The organism is Yersinia fenwicki (genome assembly GCF_043099325.1).
Classification (GTDB): Bacteria; Pseudomonadota; Gammaproteobacteria; order Enterobacterales; family Enterobacteriaceae; genus Yersinia.
Genome location: NZ_CP170755.1, coordinates 2,287,333 through 2,307,419, shown reverse-complemented (window position 1 = coordinate 2,307,419; position 20,087 = coordinate 2,287,333). Strand labels below are relative to the sequence as shown.

Below are 20,087 nucleotides of genomic sequence, written 5' to 3'. Positions count from 1 at the left end.
ACTGGCTAACGAGGGTATTAGACTGCTGACGAATTCAAATGAAGGGGAATCGTATCGCTGGGGTCGCTCTTAGTTTCAAATACAAGTGCGTAAGCGACTGAAGTGCCCCGAGGTGCGGTAAACCCTTCACTCACTGAACTATCAATAGTTTTGTGATTAACTTCATATAGGATCATAAAATTTCCGCGACCAGATGATCGCGGAGGCAGGTTTGTTTGCAAATGACGTGACAATGTCACATTAATTCTGGGTGGTTAGAAATTTGCGCTATCTCGACGCCAGGCATCTGCGGTCAGTACTTCACCAAAATGGCTGGAAATCAATCGTTTAGTTAAGTCATGCAAGGGGGCCGCGAGCACTTCGCCGGTACTACCGCGCTCTACAACTTCCCCTTCATGCATCACAATCACCTGGTCACTGATATGCTTCATCATGCCCAAATGTTGGGTCACATAAATATAGGATATGCCGTGCTTTTCCTGTAACTCCAACATCAGATTAATAATCTGTGAACGCATGGACATATCCAGTGATGCCAAGGCTTCATCGGCAACAATTACTTTTGGTTGCAGAATCAATGCCCGCGCCAGCGCAATACGCTGTTTTTGACCTGAGGCCAACATATGTGGATAGTAATTCGCGTGATCCGGTAACAACCCGACTTGGCGTAAAGTCTGGTAGATTCGCTGTTCGCGTGCGGCAGCATCTAAATCGGTATTCAGCTTTAACGGAGCATCCAATAGCTGGCCAATACGTTGACGCGGGTTAAGCGAGGTACTCGGGTCTTGGAAAATCATGCGAATACGTTGGCTGCGATAAGCATAATCGCCATATACCAGACGGTGGTCGTCAATGAGCAATTCACCGTCGGTCGGTTCAATCATGCCCGACAGCATTTTTGCTAAGGTCGATTTACCCGAACCATTTTCACCAATAACCGCCAGTGTTTGACCTTCGCGTAAGGTGAAACTGACTGCTTTGACTGCCTCCACATGCTGGCGACGAAACAAACCAGTGCGATAGCGAAAGGTTTTGCTCAGGTTACGGACTTCGAGCAGTGTCTCGGCCATTATTGCTCCTCCAGATTTAAGGGGAAGTGGCAGGCAAAGGCGTGGTTTTTCACCAATCGCAAGCGCGGAGTTTCGATACAGGTTTTCTGGGCATAAGGGCAACGTGGCCCCAGACGACAACCAATCGGTAAGTGTTCCAATGACGGAATCGCCCCCGGTAAAGTATTCAGTCGACTTTTATGTGGCAGAGAGCGGCCAAAGTCAGGCATCGCCCGGATCAGCGCTTGAGTATAAGGATGGTGCGGGGAAGCCAACAGGTCTTCACAAACAGCACTTTCCACCGTCTGACCGCAATACAACACATTAATCCGCGTGGCCCATTTACTCATCATTTGTAAGTCATGGCTGATGAGCAAAATCGTGGTGTTATTGTTTTGATTCAACCGCGCCAGTAAACGGAAAATTTGTGCCTGAGTGGTAGGTTCCATCGCATTTGTTGGCTCATCGGCAATCAGTAAGCGGGGCTGATTCGCCAGTGCAATGGCAATCATCACCTTCTGGCATTCGCCTTCGGTCAGTTCGTAGGGATAGCTGCCCATAATGTCCTTATGGTCTTTAATCCCCACTCGATGCAGCAGTTCGATTGCCCGACGTTTACGCCAATGAAATCGCTGCCACCAGCGCCCTTTATAAGTCCAACCTGGTATAGCTTGTACCAGTTGTTGACCAATACTTTCTGATGGATCTAAACAGGATTGCGGCTCCTGAAAAATCATCGAAATATTATGGCCGATCACCTTACGTCGCTCACGGGGTGTCAGTTGCAACAGGTCAATATCATTAAAGCGAAAACGGTCGGCAGTAATACGCCAGTTATCTTTGCTTACACCACAGATAGCCTTAGCAATCAAGCTCTTGCCCGATCCTGATTCACCGACTATTCCACGGACTTCTCCCTCAGTGAGAGTGATGCTGATACGGTCAACCGCCTTCACCATTCCTTCGGAGGTCATAAATTCAATGGTGAGGTTACGAATATCCAGTAACGGCATTATTCCACCCCCGCATTAATAGCTCGGCGCATACCATCACCTAACAGATTAACCAGCAGTACACTGACCAAAATTGCCCCACCGGGTAACATCACTGTCCACGGTGCGACATAGACTAAATCCAGTGAATCTCCGAGCATCGCCCCCCATTCTGGCGAGGGTAATTGCGCGCCTAAATCGAGAAAACCCAAGGCCGCAATATCCAAAATCGCCATTGAGAGCGCACGAGTAAATTCAGTGACTAACACTGCCGCGATATTCGGCAAAATGGCATAGGCCAAAATATGGGGAGTAGATGCACCATCCAAACGGGCGGCAATCACATATTCTTTATCCAGTTCATCATGCACTGCACTATAAATAGTGCGCACCATGCGAGGCAGTAGTGCCAGCCAGACAGCGAACATGGCGTGTTCTAAACTCGGGCCGACAAAAGCCACCACAATAATGGCTAGCAGCAGGGAGGGGATTGAGAGCAGTGTATCTAGCACGTGATTAAGAATGGCTGAACGAAAACCGTGGGTGATACCTGCAAACACCCCGAGGATCACGCCACACAGTGCAGCTGCCACTGTTACCAACAGCGCCGACCCATAAGTGGATGCGGTGCCCGCTAATAAACGACTTAAAATATCGCGTCCTAAGTCATCAGTGCCCAGGAAGAAAGAGACATTACCGTAACGTGACCATGAGGGGGGCAGTAACTGGTAGCCCAGAAACTGTTGGTCGAGAGCGTAAGGGGCTAGCGTGCTGCCCAACACACAGAGTAATAATAAACCCAGTACGCCATAAAACCCCACCATTGCCAAGCCATCGGCATAGAAAAGCCGCCAGGTATACAGCAGCGGGCTGGGCATTTTCTTCTCGCGGTAGACATTATCGAAGGGCATACCATTCCTTATGCTTTAACGGCGTCATCATCGCGCCCAGAATATCCGACAATACGTTAATGACGATAACCAACGAACCGACCACCATTACTCCGGCTGAGATTGCTGCATAATCTTGTTGTCGAATCGCATTGATTAGCCAACGACCGAGTCCCGGCCAGTTAAATACCACTTCGGTTATCATCGCCAATGTCAGCATGGTCGAGAACTGTAATCCTAATTTTGGAATGATGGGCGGTAAAGCATTGTGCAACACATGGCGGCGAATAATTGTAAATCGGGACAAGCCACGGGTTGCCGCCGCTTTAATATAGTTTTGCCCGATAACATCATCGGTACTGGTGCGCATCAGACGAATGACTTCAGTGGTGGGGGCGACGGCCAGTGCCGTGATGGGTAAAATCATATGTTGCACCGCACTGAGCATCATCTCTTTACGATACGGCGAGGGTGACAGCCACGCATCGACTAATGCCAATCCGGTGACGGGTTTGACTTGATACAACAGATCAAAACGCCCAGAAACTGGCAGCCAACCCAAATGCAGTGAAAAGAACAACATCAATAGCAGGGCCAGCCAAAATACCGGGATTGAGAAACCGATAAGTGCAATGGAGCTGATGGCAATATCAGCAAATTTACCGCGCATTACTCCGGCAATAATTCCCAGTGGAATACCGACAAACAGTGCCAAGGTAAAGGCCAGAACACACAGTTCCATAGTGGCAGGGAAAGCTTCGCGCAACTGCTCACTGATTGGCTGACCATTAATGCTGGACACACCAAAGTCCCACTGAAGCAGGCTGCTGAAATAAAAACGGTAGGCATCAAGCAGAGATGCACCATTCAAGGGAGCGTGAGGCGTAAAATAGCTCAGGCTAAAACTGACCAATGACAACATAAATAAAGTTATCAACAGCAGTAGTAAGCGCCGCAATGTGAAGATTATCATGGCTTTTTGCCCTCATCGCGAATGCTTTCGTGAGACTGGCTTTCTCGAAGCTGATTTTCTCGAAAGACCCCTGCAAAAGAAGAGTTGCCAAACGGGCTTAAAACTAAACCTTTAATATCATAGCGGTATGCTTGTAGCCGCAAGGATGACGCCAAGGGTAATAGCGGCAGTTGCTGCTCCAGAATGCGTTGGGCTTGCTGATAATATTCAATACGTGCCGATAATTGTTGGGAACGTAAGGCTTTTTGCAGCAACTCATCAAACTCAGGGTCACACCAGTGAGCATAGTTTGTTTGCGAACGGATTGCTGCACAGCTGAGTAGTGGGCGGAAGAAACTGTCGGGATCATTACTGTCGGTTGACCAGCCAGAGAGTGTCAAATCGTGATTCATCTCCATCAGACGAGCTTCCTGAAAACGGCCTTCGACCGGCACGATATTCACCGTAATCCCAACCTGCGCTAAGTCTGCTTGTATCAACTCTGCCGTTTTTAAGGGGCTGGGGTTATAGGATTGCGATGCTGTCGGCACCCATAAGTTGAGTTGTAGCTTGGTAATATCCAACTCTTTGAGGATTGCTTTGGCTTTTTCCGGATTATATTCAGTGACCTGGGCCTGATTATCATAAGCCCATGATGCACGCGGCAAAATGGATGCCGCAGTTTCCGCGGTGCCGTAATAGATTGATTGCATCAATCGTTGGTTATTAATAGATAAGGCGATAGCCTGGCGGACACGTTGATCATTCAGCGGCGGTTTGCGGGTATTAAAGGCCAAATAGGCCACATTCATCCCCGGGCGCAGTGTTAATCGCAGCCGCGGATCATCGCGTAAAATAGATAACTGGCTAGCTGCGGGATAGGCCAACACATCACATTCGCCAGTCAATAACTTGGATAAACGGCCAGTCCCACCCGCCCCGAGATCAATGACGACCTGTGGCATGCGTGGCAAACCTTTCCAATAATCACTGTTACGGAACAAACGGATATATTGCCCAGACCGATACTCGTTTAACAAAAAGGGGCCTGTACCCACTGGCTCGCGGTCTATCTGCTCTTGTCGACCTTTTTGGGTTAATACATCTGCATATTCGGCAGAAAGGATCGGCGCATAATGGGTCGCTAAATGCCAAAGAAATGATGCATCAGGCGCTTTCAGTTTAAATTCAACGGTATAGTCATCAAGCTTTTTGACGCTTTGCACCGCATCAGCAAATTGTAGACTATCAAAGTAAGGATATTCACCGCCGTTGACCTCATGATAAGGATGCTGTGAATCAAATACCCGTTGGAAGCTGAACACGACGTCATCAGCATTCATTTTGCGCGTAGGGGTAAACCAATCGGTAGTCTGGAACGGGACATCTTTACGCAAATGAAAACGATAGGTGGCCCCGTTATCCAGTACTTGCCAACTTTCCGCCAATTCAGGAACTAACCGGTAGGTGTAGGGGTCGACATCCAATAAGCGGTCATAAAGCTGTGCCGCAAGGGTGTCGATAGTTAATCCGCTACTGGCCATCTGTGGATTGAAAGTATTCAGTATCCCACTGACACAATAGACAAAACCACGCTGACGGATGTCCGGCAGAGGTTGAGTCGGTTCAGCTGCTGGGGCAGGTTGCGCCAGCGCTGGGGTCGCAAGGCAAGCCAGCGACAGCATCCAAATTAGTAGAGCACGCATAAACGCTTTCGCAGTAAGTAAGCAATACACTTAGTGTACCGTAATCTGGCACGCCTCCCAATCCATTGAGTAAAACAAGTGCGCTGTCTGCTGTTTGTTGCAGCAATTGAGAGTAATAAACAGCAAATTATTGTTTATACACCGAGAAATCGTGAATGCATCATTGGCGGAAAAGTTTTTTCACTCTGAGTCTGTGTATGATTCCATCATCATGAGTATGGGAATGAGAAAAATTCTCAACAAAGTGATTGCAAGTGCTATTGATAACTATTATCATCTATTTGCTGTTCGAGACAAAGCCAGTTGTTTCAGGCTTTTGACAGAAAAGCACGACATTGCTCACATTGCTTCCAGTGTTTTTTTAAGCCAGCTCGGGTGCTGGCTTTTTTTTTGCCTGCCGCTGACATTTCCCCTTCAAATAACATGTGTACTTACGCTCGTTCACGATTTAATTTTAAATGATAATGATATTTATCATGTATGTACCCAGATATTTTGGATTATGCGGTCAATATATTAATTGCTATATTCATACATGAAATATATGAATAGCAAAACGACATTAATATGTTATTGGGGGGCATCATGAGTCGATATCTGTTAATGATTTCATTACTCGTTTTCTGTCTGATAAGTTTTAATAGTAGATCTAAACCTCCGGATATCGTCTGGCGCGTTGATACACGTGACCATAATGAAATATTCCGTAAGGGGTTTTATTCTTCAGGTGATAATGATCTTGTGCTAGAGCATCTTAGTGGCAGGAGTTGCCGTAGTAACTACCCGCAATTGGCAGATAGTGCATTTATTTCTACTACGGCTGATAGGGCTTTCGCTTATAATTATTTAGAGCGCGTATTAAAAAACATACAAACAACCATAACCAGTAATACAAAAGCTTATATTTATCAGATACGAGCTGATACTAATATGTATAGCGCAGATCATACCCTGGACTTTTTATTACGACTTGGGGCAAGTGAAATTCAACAGGAGATTCATCGTATTTTTCGCTATGCGCCTTACTTATCAGAATGGATGGCACATCGTAGAGTTCTGTCTGAACAAATCATGTCTGCAACCTCATATCTATTAGAGGAGGGTAGCATTATCGTTGATGGATTCATGACCAACCCGCTATATCGGCAAACACGCTCGAGTGCCAGTATGAATCCTTATCATCGTGCTTTTATTTTACCTTCAACTCTGAATGTTATGCGAGTCTGGATGTTGAGAATGGGAATCAGGCCCATGATTAGGGCCTGTTTTGGTAGTATGGATTCAATTAGCTTCAAGCGGAGTATAAATTTGAATGATGAAGGAAACAAAAAAATGTTTAAACTAATAGTCGTTTTATAAGTATAAGACTAGTAATGCCTGGGGGGTGTTTTATGAAATTAATTATCTATGGCGTTGTTGTGTTTTTTTGTGCTCCTGTGCTAGCAACTAAATCAGGGGATTTAAAATCGCAATGCGATATTGATAATGGGACTATGATTTATAAGAGAGTAATTAAAAATTATAACGCGAGCATTATGTGGCGCCCTGATGATATATCTCTTGATGCAATTAATATTAAAATAGATGATAAATGGTATGGAGCCATTGCAGATGATAGAACAAATGGTAATGTATTAAAAGGGATGTCAAGTTTTGCGCAGGCTGCATATTTAATTAACCTCCCAGTTAATATTTGCGTCAAAGATAAATATTTACGAGGAATTGAGGGTGCCGACTGACATTCCAGCCAGAACCTTCGTTTTTAATAATAGGTAATTTATTTATTGTTCGCCTGCCAATATTTGATGCTTTTTCAACATGCCACGCAACTGATGATAAGTTAGCCCCAGTAAGCTGGCAGCTTTGCGTTGATTAAATCGCGCCTGCTCCAATGCCTGTATGAGCATCTGTTTTTCACTATCATGCAGCCAATCTTTAAGATTGAGCGGTAAGCTGGGCAACTTGCCGGTTTCGCTATCCGAGTCATTGCGTTGAATACCTTCGTTCTCTGCGTTCTGCTGGCGTGCAAAAGGGTCGATAATCATGTTATCCAGCGCCTTGCTGCTATCACCGTGGCGATATACTGAACGTTCGACGACATTCTTCAGTTCCCGCACATTTCCCGGCCAACGATATTCCAGTAATTGCTGTTCAGCTTGTGGGGTAAAACCGGGGAACAGTGGTAAACCTAATTCTCGGCACATTTGAATCGCAAAATGCTCTGCCAGCAGCATGATATCTTGCTGGCGTTCACGTAACGGCGGCAGTTGCACCACATCAAATGCCAGACGGTCGAGCAGGTCAGCGCGAAACTTCCCGGCGGCGGCCAGTGCGGGCAAGTTATCATTGGTCGCGCACACTAAACGAACATCCACTTGCAAGGGCTGGCTCCCACCAACACGCTCCAGATGACCATATTCAATCACCCGTAATAATTTTTCCTGTACCAGCATGGGTGCGGTTGCCAGTTCATCTAAAAATAGCGTGCCGCCATCTGCGCGTTCAAAACGCCCAAGATGACGTTTCTGCGCGCCAGTAAAGGCTCCCGCCTCATGACCGAACAGCTCTGAATCGAGTAAGTTTTCATTAAGAGCAGCACAATTGAGTGAAATAAACGGCCCTTGCCAACGGCCTGATAGATAATGTAAGCGGTGGGCTATCAGCTCCTTGCCGGTTCCCCGTTCACCAATCACCAGCACCGGCTTATTCAGCTTTGCCAGCCCTGAAACTTGCTCCAGCACTTCAACAAAAGAGTTGGCTTGGCCTAACAGATTTTCTAATTGCTCACTCATGATGAAATTCGCCAATAGTTGGTTAAAGTAATCACTCTACATTTTATCTTCAAACAGTCAAAAAAATATTTTGTTTTATTTTTCAATCCATTAACTTTATAAAAAAGTTGGCACGACTCTTGATATATCTCTACTGAAATTATGTGAATCGGCGCAATCAAACGCCAATCAGTTAAAGAGGATGTAAATTATGGGTATTTTTTCTCGTTTTGCCGATATCGTGAACGCCAACATCAATACATTACTGGATAAAGCCGAAGATCCACAGAAGTTAGTGCGGCTGATGATTCAGGAAATGGAAGATACTCTGGTAGAGATCCGCTCAACATCGGCCCGCGCATTGGCTGAGAAAAAACAACTGCTTCGCCGCATTGAGCATTGTGAAAGTCAGCAGCAAGAGTGGCAAGATAAAGCCGAATTAGCTTTGCGCAAAGATAAAGAAGATTTGGCTCGTGCCGCACTGATTGAAAAACAAAAAGTGGTGGCACTGATTGAAACCTTGACACGGGAAGTCGCAACAGTTGATGAAACGCTCACCCGCATGAAGCATGAAATCACTGAGCTTGAGAGTAAGCTGACTGAAACACGCGCCCGGCAGCAAGCTCTGACACTGCGTCATCAAGCGGCCGCATCATCTCGCGATGTTCGCCGTCAGTTAGACAGCGGCAAACTCGATGAAGCAATGGCACGTTTTGAACAGTTTGAGCGCCGGATTGATCATATGGAAGCTGAGGCTCAAACTGTGGGTATTGGTAAACAAAAGTCATTGGAAAGCCAGTTTGCCGAACTGAAGGCTGATGATGAAATTAGCACCCAACTGGCCGCACTGAAAGCAAAGATGAATTCAGCGCAATAAGTTATCGCTAAACTTCAGAAAAATACCTCGTCAGGCCGCCGCTATACAGGCGGCCCGTCATGATGAAAATGCGGATATCCGCGAGCATATATACACCAATAATTCGAGTTGCAGGAAGGCGGCAACTGAGTGAATCCCCAGGAGTTTACACAAGTAAGTGACTGAGGTGAACGAAGGCAGCCAACACACATGTAGCTTGAAGTATGACGGATATAATTGAGGGGAACGAATGAGTATCCTATTTCTTGCCATACCGCTGACCATTTTTGTGTTGTTTGTAGCACCGATTTGGTTATGGCTGCATTACAGCAATCGCCAGCAGAGCGGTGCTCAACTTAGCCATCAGGATTTGCAACGTCTATCGCAGTTAACTGACGATGCGCGCCGTATGCGTGATCGCATCCAGGCATTGGAAGAAATTCTTGATGCTGAACATCCGAATTGGAGACAGTCATAATGGGCGATATGTTTAAAAACAATTCTTTTAAGAACAATTACTTTAAAAATAACGTGTTAAGTAAGAAGAAACTCTATCGCGTGCCAGAAGAAGGTATGATCAAAGGTGTTTGCGCCGGATTAGCACACTATTTTGATATTCCGGTGCGGCTGATTCGTGTGATGGTAGTGTTATCGCTGTTCTTTGGTCTGTTCGTTTTCACCATTGCAGCTTATATCGTACTGACTTTCGTGCTGGAACCTGCGCCCGCATCCAGTTTTAGTGAGCATCGCGAGGCGACGCCGCGCCAGCTTCTTGATCAACTTGAGTATGAACTGGGGGCAGGAGAGCAACGTTTGCGCCAGGTCGAGCGCTATGTCACTTCCGAAACCTTCGGAGTGCAAAGCCGTTTTCGTCAGTTGTGATATGACTGATTCAATTAACGCTAAAGTCTGCCGGAGGGCATAAAGATGAACAATAATCCCGCCCGAAGTCGTGCAGGTGTAGTATTAACCACACTAATTAAAATTATTTTTAGTGTCGCATTGACCTATGGCCCGGCAGGTGCAGCAGGTTTTATCGTCAGAAATGTTAGCCGCAAACCCCTGCGCTGGTTGCTGCTGATGATGCTGGAACCAATGCTAAAACGTGCAATAGGGGCGGCAGCGAGGCAATTTGCCAAGGAGAAGCATGAAACGACTGCAAAATGAGATTACGTCATTGGTCAATCGCGGGGTGGATAGGCATCTGCGGTTGGCCGTAACTGGCTTGAGCCGTAGCGGGAAAACTGCATTTATCACTTCTCTGGTGAATCAATTACTTCATGTCCACAGCGGCGCGCGTTTGCCGCTGTTTTCAGCTGTGCGTGAAGAGCGTTTATTGGGTGTAAAACGAGTGCCGCAGCGTGATTTGGGCATTCAGCGCTTTACTTACGATGAAGGTCTGGCCTCGTTATATGGTACGCCGCCTAATTGGCCAACCCCAACCCGGGGTGTTAGCGAAATTCGTTTAGCTTTACGTTTTCGCTCCAACGATTCCCTGTTGCGCCATTTTAAAGACACATCAACGTTGTATCTGGAAATTGTTGATTATCCGGGTGAATGGTTGTTGGATTTACCCATGCTGGAACAAGATTATTTGAGCTGGTCGCGGCAGATGGCTGGGTTGTTACAAGGGGATCGCGCTGAGTGGGCCAAACCTTGGCTGACTCTATGTCGGCAGTGCGATCCATTGGCCCCGGCTGATGAAAATCAGCTGGAGGCGATTGCTCATGCTTATACTGATTATCTGATTCGTTGCAAAAATGAAGGCCTACATTTCATTCAACCGGGTCGTTTTGTGTTGCCGGGTGATATGGCGGGCGCGCCTGCATTGCAGTTCTTCCCGTGGCCGGATGTCAATGATCTTGGCGATTCGAGGTTGGCTCAAGCCGATAAACACTCCAATTTGGGCATGCTGCGCACCCGTTTTAACTATTACTGCAATTCGGTCGTGAAAGGTTTTTACAAAGAACACTTTGTGCGTTTTGACCGACAAATCGTGCTAGTGGATTGCCTGCAACCCCTGAATAGCGGGCCGCAGGCGTTTAATGATATGCGTCTGGCCTTGACACAATTGATGCAGAGCTTCCATTACGGAAAACGCACGTTATTCCGCCGCCTATTTTCGCCATGTATCGATAAGCTGATGTTTGCGGCAACCAAAGCCGACCATGTGACGGCCGATCAACACGCTAACCTGGTCTCCTTGCTGCAACAATTGGTGCAAGAAGCCTGGCAAAATGCTGGATTTGAAGGGATCAGCATGGATTGTGTTGGGCTGGCGTCGGTACAGGCGACACAAAGCGGCATTGTTGAACATCAGGGACAGAAAATGCCTGCATTACGCGGCAATCGGCTAAGTGATGGTGCACCGCTAACGGTCTTCCCCGGCGATGTTCCAGCACGCTTACCCGGCCCAGCTTTTTGGCAACAGCAAGGGTTTCATTTTGATGAGTTTCGTCCACAAGCTGTACATGTCGACAGCCCATTGCCCCATATTCGCCTTGATGCCGTGATGGAATTTTTATTGGGAGATAAATTGCGATGAGCGAGCCTTTAAAACCCCGGATCGATTTCGAACAGCCTCTGCAACCTATAGACGAACCGGTATTAAAAGCGGCGCAAGCTTTTGACCAACATACAGCCGAGAATTTCTATCCTGCGGATCCAGTACTGGACGCAGAGAATGAAGAAGGGCGGGTAGAAGGGCTGGTTAATGCGGCATTGAAACCTAAGCGCAGCCTGTGGCGTAAAATGGTGACGGTGGGGATAGCCCTATTTGGTGTCAGTGTGATTGCTCAGTCAGTGCAATGGGTTAATCAGGCGTGGCAACAACAGGATTGGATTGCACTAGGGGCTACCACTGCGGGGGGACTTATCGTGCTGGCGGGTGTCGGTTCAGTGGTGACGGAGTGGCGGCGTTTGTACCGGCTGCGCCAACGTGCTGAAGAGAGGGATATCGCGCGCGAACTACTGATGAGTCACGGTATTGGCCAAGGGCGTGCGTTCTGTGAAAAACTGGCACGTCAGGCTGGACTGGATCAGGGGCATCCTGCGCTACAGCGTTGGCAAGCCTCGCTACATGATACTCATAATGACCGTGAAGTCGTTGAACTGTATGCCAAATTAGTTCAGCCTTCGCTGGATAATTTGGCACGGGCCGAAATCAGCCGCTATGCCGCCGAGTCAGCTTTGATGATTGCCGTCAGTCCGCTGGCACTGGTGGATATGGCGTTTATCGCCTGGCGAAATATTCGTCTGATTAATCGTATTGCTGCTTTGTATGGTATTGAGTTGGGGTATTTCAGCCGCATCCGTCTGTTCCGTTTAGTACTGCTCAATATTGCTTTTGCCGGAGCATCCGAATTAGTGCGTGAAGTGGGTATGGATTGGTTATCGCAGGATTTAGCCGCGCGCTTATCTGCTCGCGCCGCGCAAGGTATTGGGGCTGGCTTGCTGACCGCTCGACTGGGTATCAAAGCAATGGAGTTGTGTCGCCCATTGCCGTGGTTGGGAGATGATAAACCTAAGTTGGGCGATTTCCGGCGGCAATTGATGGGTCAATTGAAGAATACCTTGCCAAAAAAAGACAAACTGGCGCAGCAGTAGCGCTATTTTAGCCGTGGATCAAAGGCAAAAGAGAGTGGTTGAACACTGCTTAAACAGGCCTGAAAATTTTTGTGTCGAGGATTGAGTAGCAGATTATTCTCTGTCGGCACCAGAGTGGATGGAACCAGTAATCCAAGTGATGACTTTGACTCCAGCCATTCTGTGCCGATATCCATTGTGGTCGCAGGTGCAGGGTCGCTGCGCCAGTCCGTGGGCCAATCCTGCGGCTGAAGCAGCATAATGTTGCTATCTTCGATTTCAATTTGGAATAACTCGAACTCACTCAGTGTTGAACTGTCCTGAATATGTACCAGCGTCTCCAACATCGCCAGTGACACACTACTGGCTAAGTAGATGGCGGCGTGTCCCTTATGATTCCAGCGGCCCCCATAGATTTCAGCGCCATAACCGGTCCAGGTTGAGGCAAGATAGCGGCGCATCACAATGCGGTAAAGCATCATAAATATAAGCCTACCGGATTTATATCCATAAGTTACTGATCCTTATAGCATACAGTTATGAAAATACGCCGTGCTCGAGGCGTCCAATCAAATCACAGACTTCCAATGCACCGGTTTCGGTTTCCAGTAAGGAATCCGGACTACGGTGACCCAGACCTTTAATCGGGGTCGACATCCACGTGATAGCTTTGCCTTTATCTCCGCCAAAGAGATCAACTGCGGCGTCCATAACCCGAACGAAACGCGCAATTCGTTCACTCTCTTCGGGAGTAAAACGGCCATCATGTGTGCGTCTGCGAGTCAAACTGCGGCTGGGGATACCGGTCGCACGCAAGATTTCAGCTTTGGGAATAGATGCCCATAGATGGATGCTGTCAATGACATCAACAGAAAAACCCATTTTGATGCTATCGACCAATACAGTACCGCGGCTGGCGGGCAAACCAAGCTCTCGCCATAGCGCCCTTGCTCTGGTCACTGGGGTGGGGTGATATGCTCTCATGTAACCTCCTCGGTCAATTGGCTACATATACTATAGCCAGTTGGCTGGTATAAAGCAAAATGTCACCGATTCTTGACGATAATGCTGGCGGCATTCGTCATTATATAATTCTAAATTATTAGTATAAAAACTAATAACTCGCTATATACGGTGCTGATAGGGGGTGATGATCTTATTTTTGTGAGTCCAATTGGAAAGAAAAACAGCAAAAAGCCGCTTCCTGTCAACTTTTGCTGACAGACTGCTTCATCAGTAAGGGGGGACAGGGTATTATCATAGGCAGATATTCCGCACCTGCCCTACATAAGGTCGATACTGATGCGCTTGGAAGTTTTTTGCGAAGACCGAATCGGTCTCACCAGAGAGTTACTTGATCTCTTGGTTTTACGCGGCATTGATTTACGTGGGATCGAAATTGATCCGATTGGCCGTATTTATCTGAATTTCTCACAGCTGGATTTCAGTATATTTAGCGCGTTGATGATGGATATTCGACGTATTGATGGAGTGACTGATGTCCGCACCGTCTCTTTTATGCCATCTGAGCGAGAACACCGCTCACTTCGGGCGCTGCTTGAGTCCATGCCAGAGCCGGTATTTTCCATCGATTTAAAAGGTAACCTTGAGTTAGCTAACCCGGCTGCCCGTGAGCTTTTCTCCCTTAATGAGGAGAAGGTTCGTCATAAAACTGCGGGTAGTTTGCTGGGTGGATATAATTTTGCTCGTTGGTTCGATGGAGGGGAAACTGCACCTCATACCGAACGCGTATTGATCAATAATCAGGATTACCTGATGGAGATCACCCCGATTCAGCTTGAAGACGAAAATCAGCAGAGTCAGACGGTAGGCGCTGTGGTGATGTTAAAATCGACCGCTCGGATGGGGAAACAACTGCAAATCTTATCAGTAAATGATGATGGCGAATTTAAACAGATTGTTGCTACCAGCGTTAAAATGCGTCAAGTGCTTGATCAAGCACGTAAATTAGCCATGTTGGATGCACCTCTGCTGTTGGTTGGTGATACTGGCACCGGAAAAGACCTGTTGGCTCGAGCTTGTCATCTACGCAGTCCTCGCGGGAAAATGCCCTTCCTCGGGCTTAATTGCGCTTCTTTACCCGATGATGTAGTAGAAAGTGAGCTATTCGGCTATGCCGCAGGAGCATACCCCAATGCTATTGAGGGTAAAAAAGGCTTTTTTGAGCAGGCTAATGGCGGCTCAGTACTGTTAGATGAAATCGGTGAAATGTCGCCTCGCATGCAGATCAAATTGTTACGTTTCCTTAATGACGGAACTTTCCGACGTGTGGGAGAGGAGCATGAGGTGCATGTTGATGTGCGGGTTATTTGTGCCACCCAAAAGAATTTGGTGGAATTAGTACAGCGTGGCGAATTCCGCGAGGATCTCTATTACCGCCTTAATGTATTGACTATCACTTTGCCGCCTTTGCGTGAACGTCAAGCAGATATCATGCCACTGACAGCACTGTTTGTTGCGCGGTTCTCTGATGAACAGGGTGTGCCACGGCCGAAATTAGCGCCTGAGCTGAGTAGTTTTCTGACCAATTACGGTTGGCCAGGGAATGTCCGCCAACTGAAAAATGCGGTTTATCGTGCTTTGACCCAATTGGAAGGGGCTGAGTTACGGCCACAAGATATCGTCTTGCCGGAGTTTGAGGTTGAAGCGGCTCTGGGAGATGAAGTGCTTGATGGTTCGCTCGACGATATTAGCAAGCGTTTTGAACGCTCTGTTTTAACTCGGCTTTATCGTAATTATCCCAGCACACGTAAACTTGCTAAGCGCCTTGGTGTTTCCCACACCGCTATTGCCAATAAACTACGTGAATATGGCCTGAGTAGTAAACGCTCCGCCAGTGATGAAAGTGAAGAAGAGTCGACCTAAAAGAGAAAACCATAAAAAACGGCTGCACCCAAGAGGGCCAGCCGTTTATTTAAAAAGTCTTAAACCAAAGTAGTACGAATTACTTCAGTGCTGCCAGTGCGGCATCATAGTCTGGTTCAGAGGTGATTTCGTTAACTAACTCACTGTAGATAACGTTGTCTTGACCATCCAGAACCACTACAGCACGAGCGCTCAAACCTGCCAATGGGCCTTCAGTAATTGCCACACCGTAAGCTTGTTTGAAATCCGCGCCGCGCAAGGTTGACAGCGTAGTCACGTTGCTCAGACCTTCAGCACCGCAAAAACGTGATTGGGCAAATGGCAGGTCAGAGGAGATACAAAGAACAACAGTATTCTCAAGTTCGCCAGCCAATTGATTGAATTTGCGTACAGATGCGGCACAAACACCAGTATCAATACTTGGGAAAATATTCAGAACCTTACGTTTACCCACGAAGCTGCTCAGAGCAACATCAGATAAATCTTTCGCAACCAAAGTAAAATCTTTAGCTTTATCGCCGGGTTGCGGTAGTTGACCTGCAACGGTCACTGGATTGCCTTGAAAATGTACTGTCTGTGTCATTATTCGATCCCTTTTACAGATGTGTAACACGAAGCTCAGTTTAAGGTAACAATAGCGGCTTGGATATGAGAAATTTGCTAAATAATTTAGATTTTACTGACATTCGGTTCTAATACTGACAGTCAACCCCTGAATTCTTCTGAGGAACCATAATGAGAACCCTGCGCTGCTATCCAGAGTCCTGGCCTCTACATTCCGCATTTGTTATTTCCCGCGGAAGCCGTATCGAAGCAAAAGTTGTGGTTGTCGAGATTGAGGACGCGGGCATTCATGCTTTTGGTGAATGTACTCCATATCCACATTATGGAGAAAGTGAATCTTCTGTGATGGCACAGTTGGCCTTAGTGACCAAGGCTGTTGAGCAGGGCGTTTCGCGTGAGGGCTTACAACAGCTATTGCCTGCTGGGGCTGCAAGGAATGCGGTCGATTGTGCGTTATGGCAGTTGGAGTGTTTGCAGAGTCAGCAGAGTTTATGGCAGTTGACGCAGACCGCACCAGTTCTCCATATATCTATGGCCCAGACAGTCAGTGTTGGTACTCCTGAAGCGATGGCGTACAGTGCAAGTGCATTGGCACATCAGGGAGCCAGGTTATTGAAAATAAAACTGGATGACCATCTGATTACTGAGCGTTTGGTGGCAATCCGCAGTGCGGCACCAGAAGTGACATTAATTGTTGATGCCAATGAATCCTGGCAGCCTGAGGGTTTAGCTGCACGTTGCCAGCTGTTAGCAGATCTTGGGGTGGCTATGTTGGAGCAGCCATTACCCGCAGGGAATGATGATTCTTTGCAGAACTTTATCCATCCTCTGCCTATTTGTGCTGATGAGAGTTGCCATACTCGCGCTGATCTGGCGGGATTGGTTGGCCGTTATGACATGGTCAACATTAAACTGGATAAAAGCGGTGGGTTAACCGAAGCATTGCTATTGGCCAAACAGGCAAAATCGCTTGGATTTGCCATTATGCTTGGCTGTATGTTGTGTACCTCTCGCGCCATTCGTGCCGCATTGCCACTGGCTCCAGGTGCCCGCTTTGTTGATCTGGATGGCCCGACGTGGTTGCAACAGGATGTCGAGGATGGGTTACATTTCTCGACCGGCGCTATCGATTTATCGGCTTAATCCAGTCTTGTGAGTAAGTCTATCAGGGCAGCCAGATAACATTCACTGGCTGCATCGGCAGAGACGGGGGGCAACTCTGCAGTAATACAAGGTAATTGGATGTCGGCGCACCAACTGCCGAATGACCCCGGAGTGGCGTAACCCACATTTGTCACCAGTGGTAAGTTAAAGTTTGTCGCCAACTGTTGCCCTAATGCTGAACTATCAGGGTCTTCAATACAGGCTAATGGTTCATGAAAAGAGACAACCCAGCGCGGAGACAACTGCATAATCAAAGCGCACAATGCTTGAGTTTCGGGTTCGGAGGCTGCGCACTCTCCAGTTGATAACACTACATCTCTTGCATCCGCCGCACTGTTCCAGCGATATACCGTTTCGCCAGCCTGCCAGTTTTTCGCCGGAAAATTACGATTAAGATCTACGCCATTGGCATTAGCCCGCAGACCCAATTGGCAGCCATCGGGATTGACTGCCAATATCACATGGTGGCGCTGTTGCTTAGGGGAAATACTACGTAACGCGCAGGAGAGGGCTACAATTGCCGCACTTTCATCGCCATGAGTCCCCGCGATAATCAGCCCGGCTCGCGCTGATGGCGCGGGTGCGGGGAAATACAGCAGCGGCGCACCTAAACGTGATGTACCGTAGTGCTGCCCTAAGGTTATCAGGTTTCCGCGTGTGGAGCGGGGGCGATATGAGGTCATGCTATTCTCTTTATGACAAATATGTACGTATTGCATTTAACATAGCATTTAACAATATTATTTTGAATCAAGAAGATAAGTTATTTTGTAATAAACCAAATACTCTTTGATCAATGCTAAGTACTGTATTTGCTGTCTGATTGCTTGGTTAACTTTTATAGGCCAACGAATACAGTATTTTTATTTTACCATCGTCATTATGGCTCTGAATCTGCTAGTTTATGTTTAATAGAGTTTGTTACTACTTTCGCTGAAATGGAACGACAACGAAAAGGTTAATCATTATGCGCTATTTCCGTTATGCATTATGTGCCGCATTGGTGGGGGCAGCGCTGGGTACAGCAAATGCTGCTGTTATCCCTGCCGGCACTGTATTGGCTGAAAAACAAGAACTTGTTCGTCATATTAAAGATGAGCCTGCATCCCTTGACCCAATGAAAGCGGTTGGGTTAATCGAAGCTCAGGTTGCCCGTGACCTATTCGAAGGGCTGGTTAACCAGGATTCACACGGACAGATAATTCCAGGCGTTGCGACAAATTGGAATACGTCAGATAACCAAACCTATATATTTACGTTACGTAAGGATGCTAAATGGTCGAATGGTGACCCGGTGACCGCACAGGATTTTGTATATAGTTGGCGTCGTCTGGTTGATCCTAAAAGTTTATCTCCTTTCGCCTGGTTTGCCGAGTTGGCCGGAATGGAGAATGCGCAACAGATTATTGCTGGGAAAATGCCACCAGAAACTCTTGGGGTCAGTGCTGTTAATGATTACACCCTTAAAGTTAAACTCAGCAAACCGGTACCTTATTTCCCCAGTCTGACCGCTAACTTTAGTTTATTCCCGGTGCCATCAACCATAGTTAAGAAATACGGTAGTGACTGGACGAAAGTCGGCAATCTGGTGGGGAACGGCGCATTCAAATTACAAGATAGAGTAGTGAATGAGAAGTTAGTATTGGTGCCAAACGACTATTATTGGGACCATGCTCATACAGTTCTCACCAAAGTGACTTTTATTCCTATCAATCAGGAAGCCAATGCCACTAAGCGTTATCAGGCAGGCGATATTGATATTACGGAATCCTTTCCTAAGAATCTGTATCAGAAACTATTAAAAGATATCCCGGATCAGGTTTATACCCCCGACCAGTTAGGCACTTATTATTACGCATTTAATACCCAGCGAGCGCCAACAAATGATGTTCGGGTGCGCAAAGCATTGTCTTATGCAATAGATCGTAAAATTATCGCTGAAAAAGTCTTGGGTACCGGGGAGAAACCTGCCTACCACTTTACTCCTGATGTCACGGCTGGCTATCATCCGGTGACCAATTTATTACAACAACAAGATCAGGACGAACTGAATGCACAAGCTAAAGCTCTGCTGCATGCTGCGGGTTATGGGCCTGATAAACCACTAAAATTATCGCTGTTGTATAACACATCGGATAATAATCAAAAGTTAGCCATCGCCATTGCTTCAATGTGGAAAAAAACATTGGGTGTGGATGTTAAAATGATTAACCAAGAGTGGAAGACCTATATTGATAGCCGCAACACCGGCAATTTTGATGTGGTTCGTGCTTCATGGGTTGGGGATTATAATGAGCCTTCTACATTCCTGTCATTACTGACCTCGACCCATAGTGGTAATATCGCTAAATTTACGAGTGTAGATTATGACCGTTTACTGAATGAAGCCGGTAAACAAACAAATCCAAAAGCACTAAGTGATGATTATAATAAAGCGGAACAAATTATTGCAGAGCAGGTACCAATAGCACCTATATATCAATTTACTAATGGGCGCTTAATTAAACCGTGGGTAAAAGGTTACCCGATTACTAACCCGGAAGACGTAGCATATAGCCAGATGATTTATATCATCAAGCACTAGCTGTTATTAGCCAATTAATCCACAAGAAAATTAAATCATGCGGATTAATTGGTTGTAGCGAAACTCTACCTGTAATTTACTTATATTT

General features: G+C 46.8%; 21 protein-coding genes. 11 read left to right on the top strand and 10 right to left on the bottom strand.

The window, feature by feature from the left end; genetic code table 11:
• Positions 1 to 254: 254 nt before the first annotated feature.
• Genes sapF through sapA form a run of 5 tightly spaced genes read right to left on the bottom strand, consistent with a single transcriptional unit; the run spans position 255 to position 5,589 of the window.
• The gene (gene sapF / locus ACF3VQ_RS10615; protein ID WP_392435321.1) at positions 255 to 1,070 is read right to left on the bottom strand and encodes a putrescine export ABC transporter ATP-binding protein SapF; all 816 of its coding nucleotides are present in this window, start codon (positions 1,068 to 1,070) and stop codon (positions 255 to 257) included.
• Positions 1,070 to 2,062, bottom strand: coding sequence for a putrescine export ABC transporter ATP-binding protein SapD (sapD, locus tag ACF3VQ_RS10610; RefSeq protein ID WP_392435319.1), 993 nt, complete (start codon positions 2,060 to 2,062; stop codon positions 1,070 to 1,072). Before sapD ends, sapF begins: the two co-directional genes overlap by 1 nt.
• A complete protein-coding gene (gene sapC, locus ACF3VQ_RS10605) occupies positions 2,062 to 2,952 on the bottom strand; it encodes a putrescine export ABC transporter permease SapC (protein WP_005169515.1) in 891 nt (296 codons plus the stop codon). Before sapC ends, sapD begins: the two co-directional genes overlap by 1 nt.
• Positions 2,939 to 3,904, bottom strand: coding sequence for a putrescine export ABC transporter permease SapB (gene sapB / locus ACF3VQ_RS10600; protein ID WP_392435317.1), 966 nt, complete (start codon positions 3,902 to 3,904; stop codon positions 2,939 to 2,941). The genes sapC and sapB overlap by 14 nt, the downstream gene beginning before the upstream one ends.
• Entirely contained in the window at positions 3,901 to 5,589 is a 1,689-nt protein-coding gene (sapA, locus tag ACF3VQ_RS10595; protein WP_392435315.1) for an ABC transporter substrate-binding protein SapA, read from the bottom strand. Before sapA ends, sapB begins: the two co-directional genes overlap by 4 nt.
• A 585-nt stretch (positions 5,590 to 6,174) precedes the next feature.
• On the opposite strand from sapA, the gene ytxA reads away from it, so the two are divergent.
• Complete coding sequence (gene ytxA / locus ACF3VQ_RS10590) at positions 6,175 to 6,948, top strand: putative AB5 enterotoxin ADP-ribosylating subunit YtxA (protein WP_392435313.1); 774 nt, start codon at positions 6,175 to 6,177, stop codon at positions 6,946 to 6,948.
• 32 nt (positions 6,949 to 6,980) lie between these two features.
• On the top strand, positions 6,981 to 7,328 hold the full coding sequence (ytxB, locus tag ACF3VQ_RS10585) for a putative AB5 enterotoxin binding subunit YtxB (RefSeq protein ID WP_392435312.1): 348 nt from the start codon (positions 6,981 to 6,983) through the stop codon (positions 7,326 to 7,328).
• Positions 7,329 to 7,370: 42 nt separating this feature from the next.
• On the opposite strand, the gene pspF is transcribed toward ytxB, so the two are convergent.
• Positions 7,371 to 8,381, bottom strand: coding sequence for a phage shock protein operon transcriptional activator (pspF, locus tag ACF3VQ_RS10580; protein ID WP_392435310.1), 1,011 nt, complete (start codon positions 8,379 to 8,381; stop codon positions 7,371 to 7,373).
• Positions 8,382 to 8,571: 190 nt separating this feature from the next.
• Here pspF and pspA point away from each other — a divergent pair, with 190 nt between their 5' ends.
• The 6 genes from pspA to ACF3VQ_RS10550 all read left to right on the top strand — a co-directional run bounded on the left by pspA (position 8,572) and on the right by ACF3VQ_RS10550 (position 12,822).
• Positions 8,572 to 9,237 (top strand): phage shock protein PspA, encoded by a 666-nt coding sequence (gene pspA / locus ACF3VQ_RS10575; protein WP_392435308.1) that lies wholly within the window; start codon positions 8,572 to 8,574, stop codon positions 9,235 to 9,237.
• Positions 9,238 to 9,466: 229 nt separating this feature from the next.
• On the top strand, positions 9,467 to 9,694 hold the full coding sequence (gene pspB, locus ACF3VQ_RS10570; RefSeq protein WP_392435306.1) for an envelope stress response membrane protein PspB: 228 nt from the start codon (positions 9,467 to 9,469) through the stop codon (positions 9,692 to 9,694).
• Positions 9,694 to 10,098 carry an envelope stress response membrane protein PspC gene (gene pspC, locus ACF3VQ_RS10565; protein WP_392435305.1) on the top strand — a complete coding sequence of 135 codons (405 nt, stop codon included), beginning with the start codon at positions 9,694 to 9,696 and terminating at the stop codon, positions 10,096 to 10,098. Before pspB ends, pspC begins: the two co-directional genes overlap by 1 nt.
• Positions 10,099 to 10,143: 45 nt before the next feature.
• Positions 10,144 to 10,383 (top strand): phage shock protein PspD, encoded by a 240-nt coding sequence (gene pspD, locus ACF3VQ_RS10560; RefSeq protein WP_392435303.1) that lies wholly within the window; start codon positions 10,144 to 10,146, stop codon positions 10,381 to 10,383.
• Positions 10,364 to 11,761, top strand: coding sequence for a YcjX family protein (locus ACF3VQ_RS10555; protein WP_392435301.1), 1,398 nt, complete (start codon positions 10,364 to 10,366; stop codon positions 11,759 to 11,761). The genes pspD and ACF3VQ_RS10555 overlap by 20 nt, the downstream gene beginning before the upstream one ends.
• Positions 11,758 to 12,822 carry a YcjF family protein gene (locus ACF3VQ_RS10550; protein WP_392435299.1) on the top strand — a complete coding sequence of 355 codons (1,065 nt, stop codon included), beginning with the start codon at positions 11,758 to 11,760 and terminating at the stop codon, positions 12,820 to 12,822. Before ACF3VQ_RS10555 ends, ACF3VQ_RS10550 begins: the two co-directional genes overlap by 4 nt.
• Positions 12,823 to 12,824: 2 nt before the next feature.
• Here ACF3VQ_RS10550 and ACF3VQ_RS10545 read toward each other — a convergent pair whose 3' ends face one another.
• A complete protein-coding gene (locus ACF3VQ_RS10545) occupies positions 12,825 to 13,283 on the bottom strand; it encodes an RES family NAD+ phosphorylase (protein WP_392435297.1) in 459 nt (152 codons plus the stop codon).
• 55 nt (positions 13,284 to 13,338) lie between these two features.
• Entirely contained in the window at positions 13,339 to 13,785 is a 447-nt protein-coding gene (gene xre / locus ACF3VQ_RS10540; RefSeq protein WP_392435295.1) for a type II toxin-antitoxin system antitoxin Xre, read from the bottom strand.
• Positions 13,786 to 14,103: 318 nt separating this feature from the next.
• On the opposite strand from xre, the gene tyrR reads away from it, so the two are divergent.
• Positions 14,104 to 15,687: a transcriptional regulator TyrR gene (gene tyrR / locus ACF3VQ_RS10535; RefSeq protein WP_392435293.1), complete on the top strand. Its 1,584-nt coding sequence runs from the start codon at positions 14,104 to 14,106 to the stop codon at positions 15,685 to 15,687.
• A gap of 79 nt (positions 15,688 to 15,766) precedes the next feature.
• On the opposite strand, the gene tpx is transcribed toward tyrR, so the two are convergent.
• Entirely contained in the window at positions 15,767 to 16,270 is a 504-nt protein-coding gene (gene tpx, locus ACF3VQ_RS10530) for a thiol peroxidase (protein ID WP_392435291.1), read from the bottom strand.
• 152 nt (positions 16,271 to 16,422) lie between these two features.
• Here tpx and ycjG point away from each other — a divergent pair, with 152 nt between their 5' ends.
• Entirely contained in the window at positions 16,423 to 17,394 is a 972-nt protein-coding gene (gene ycjG, locus ACF3VQ_RS10525; protein WP_392435290.1) for an L-Ala-D/L-Glu epimerase, read from the top strand.
• Here the strand turns inward: ycjG and mpaA are convergent.
• Complete coding sequence (gene mpaA / locus ACF3VQ_RS10520; RefSeq protein WP_392435288.1) at positions 17,391 to 18,098, bottom strand: murein tripeptide amidase MpaA; 708 nt, start codon at positions 18,096 to 18,098, stop codon at positions 17,391 to 17,393. The genes ycjG and mpaA overlap by 4 nt on opposite strands.
• A 284-nt stretch (positions 18,099 to 18,382) precedes the next feature.
• On the opposite strand from mpaA, the gene ACF3VQ_RS10515 reads away from it, so the two are divergent.
• A complete protein-coding gene (locus tag ACF3VQ_RS10515) occupies positions 18,383 to 19,999 on the top strand; it encodes an ABC transporter substrate-binding protein (protein ID WP_392435286.1) in 1,617 nt (538 codons plus the stop codon).
• Positions 20,000 to 20,087 lie beyond the last annotated feature (88 nt).

Excerpts from the sequence above, each read along its gene's own strand:
- ACF3VQ_RS10545 (WP_392435297.1), bottom strand. The coding sequence starts at position 13,283 with ATGATGCTTTACCGCATTGTGATGCGCCGCTATCTTGCCTCAACCTGG.
- pspC (WP_392435305.1), top strand. The coding sequence starts at position 9,694 with ATGGGCGATATGTTTAAAAACAATTCTTTTAAGAACAATTACTTTAAA.
- pspF (WP_392435310.1), bottom strand. The coding sequence starts at position 8,381 with ATGAGTGAGCAATTAGAAAATCTGTTAGGCCAAGCCAACTCTTTTGTT.
- sapF (WP_392435321.1), bottom strand. The coding sequence starts at position 1,070 with ATGGCCGAGACACTGCTCGAAGTCCGTAACCTGAGCAAAACCTTTCGC.
- ACF3VQ_RS10550 (WP_392435299.1), top strand. The coding sequence starts at position 11,758 with ATGAGCGAGCCTTTAAAACCCCGGATCGATTTCGAACAGCCTCTGCAA.
- sapB (WP_392435317.1), bottom strand. The coding sequence starts at position 3,904 with ATGATAATCTTCACATTGCGGCGCTTACTACTGCTGTTGATAACTTTA.
- ACF3VQ_RS10515 (WP_392435286.1), top strand. The coding sequence starts at position 18,383 with ATGCGCTATTTCCGTTATGCATTATGTGCCGCATTGGTGGGGGCAGCG.
- xre (WP_392435295.1), bottom strand. The coding sequence starts at position 13,785 with ATGAGAGCATATCACCCCACCCCAGTGACCAGAGCAAGGGCGCTATGG.
- sapD (WP_392435319.1), bottom strand. The coding sequence starts at position 2,062 with ATGCCGTTACTGGATATTCGTAACCTCACCATTGAATTTATGACCTCC.
- pspD (WP_392435303.1), top strand. The coding sequence starts at position 10,144 with ATGAACAATAATCCCGCCCGAAGTCGTGCAGGTGTAGTATTAACCACA.
- mpaA (WP_392435288.1), bottom strand. The coding sequence starts at position 18,098 with ATGACCTCATATCGCCCCCGCTCCACACGCGGAAACCTGATAACCTTA.
- ytxB (WP_392435312.1), top strand. The coding sequence starts at position 6,981 with ATGAAATTAATTATCTATGGCGTTGTTGTGTTTTTTTGTGCTCCTGTG.
- pspB (WP_392435306.1), top strand. The coding sequence starts at position 9,467 with ATGAGTATCCTATTTCTTGCCATACCGCTGACCATTTTTGTGTTGTTT.
- tyrR (WP_392435293.1), top strand. The coding sequence starts at position 14,104 with ATGCGCTTGGAAGTTTTTTGCGAAGACCGAATCGGTCTCACCAGAGAG.
- sapC (WP_005169515.1), bottom strand. The coding sequence starts at position 2,952 with ATGCCCTTCGATAATGTCTACCGCGAGAAGAAAATGCCCAGCCCGCTG.
- ACF3VQ_RS10555 (WP_392435301.1), top strand. The coding sequence starts at position 10,364 with ATGAAACGACTGCAAAATGAGATTACGTCATTGGTCAATCGCGGGGTG.
- ycjG (WP_392435290.1), top strand. The coding sequence starts at position 16,423 with ATGAGAACCCTGCGCTGCTATCCAGAGTCCTGGCCTCTACATTCCGCA.
- ytxA (WP_392435313.1), top strand. The coding sequence starts at position 6,175 with ATGAGTCGATATCTGTTAATGATTTCATTACTCGTTTTCTGTCTGATA.
- tpx (WP_392435291.1), bottom strand. The coding sequence starts at position 16,270 with ATGACACAGACAGTACATTTTCAAGGCAATCCAGTGACCGTTGCAGGT.
- pspA (WP_392435308.1), top strand. The coding sequence starts at position 8,572 with ATGGGTATTTTTTCTCGTTTTGCCGATATCGTGAACGCCAACATCAAT.
- sapA (WP_392435315.1), bottom strand. The coding sequence starts at position 5,589 with ATGCGTGCTCTACTAATTTGGATGCTGTCGCTGGCTTGCCTTGCGACC.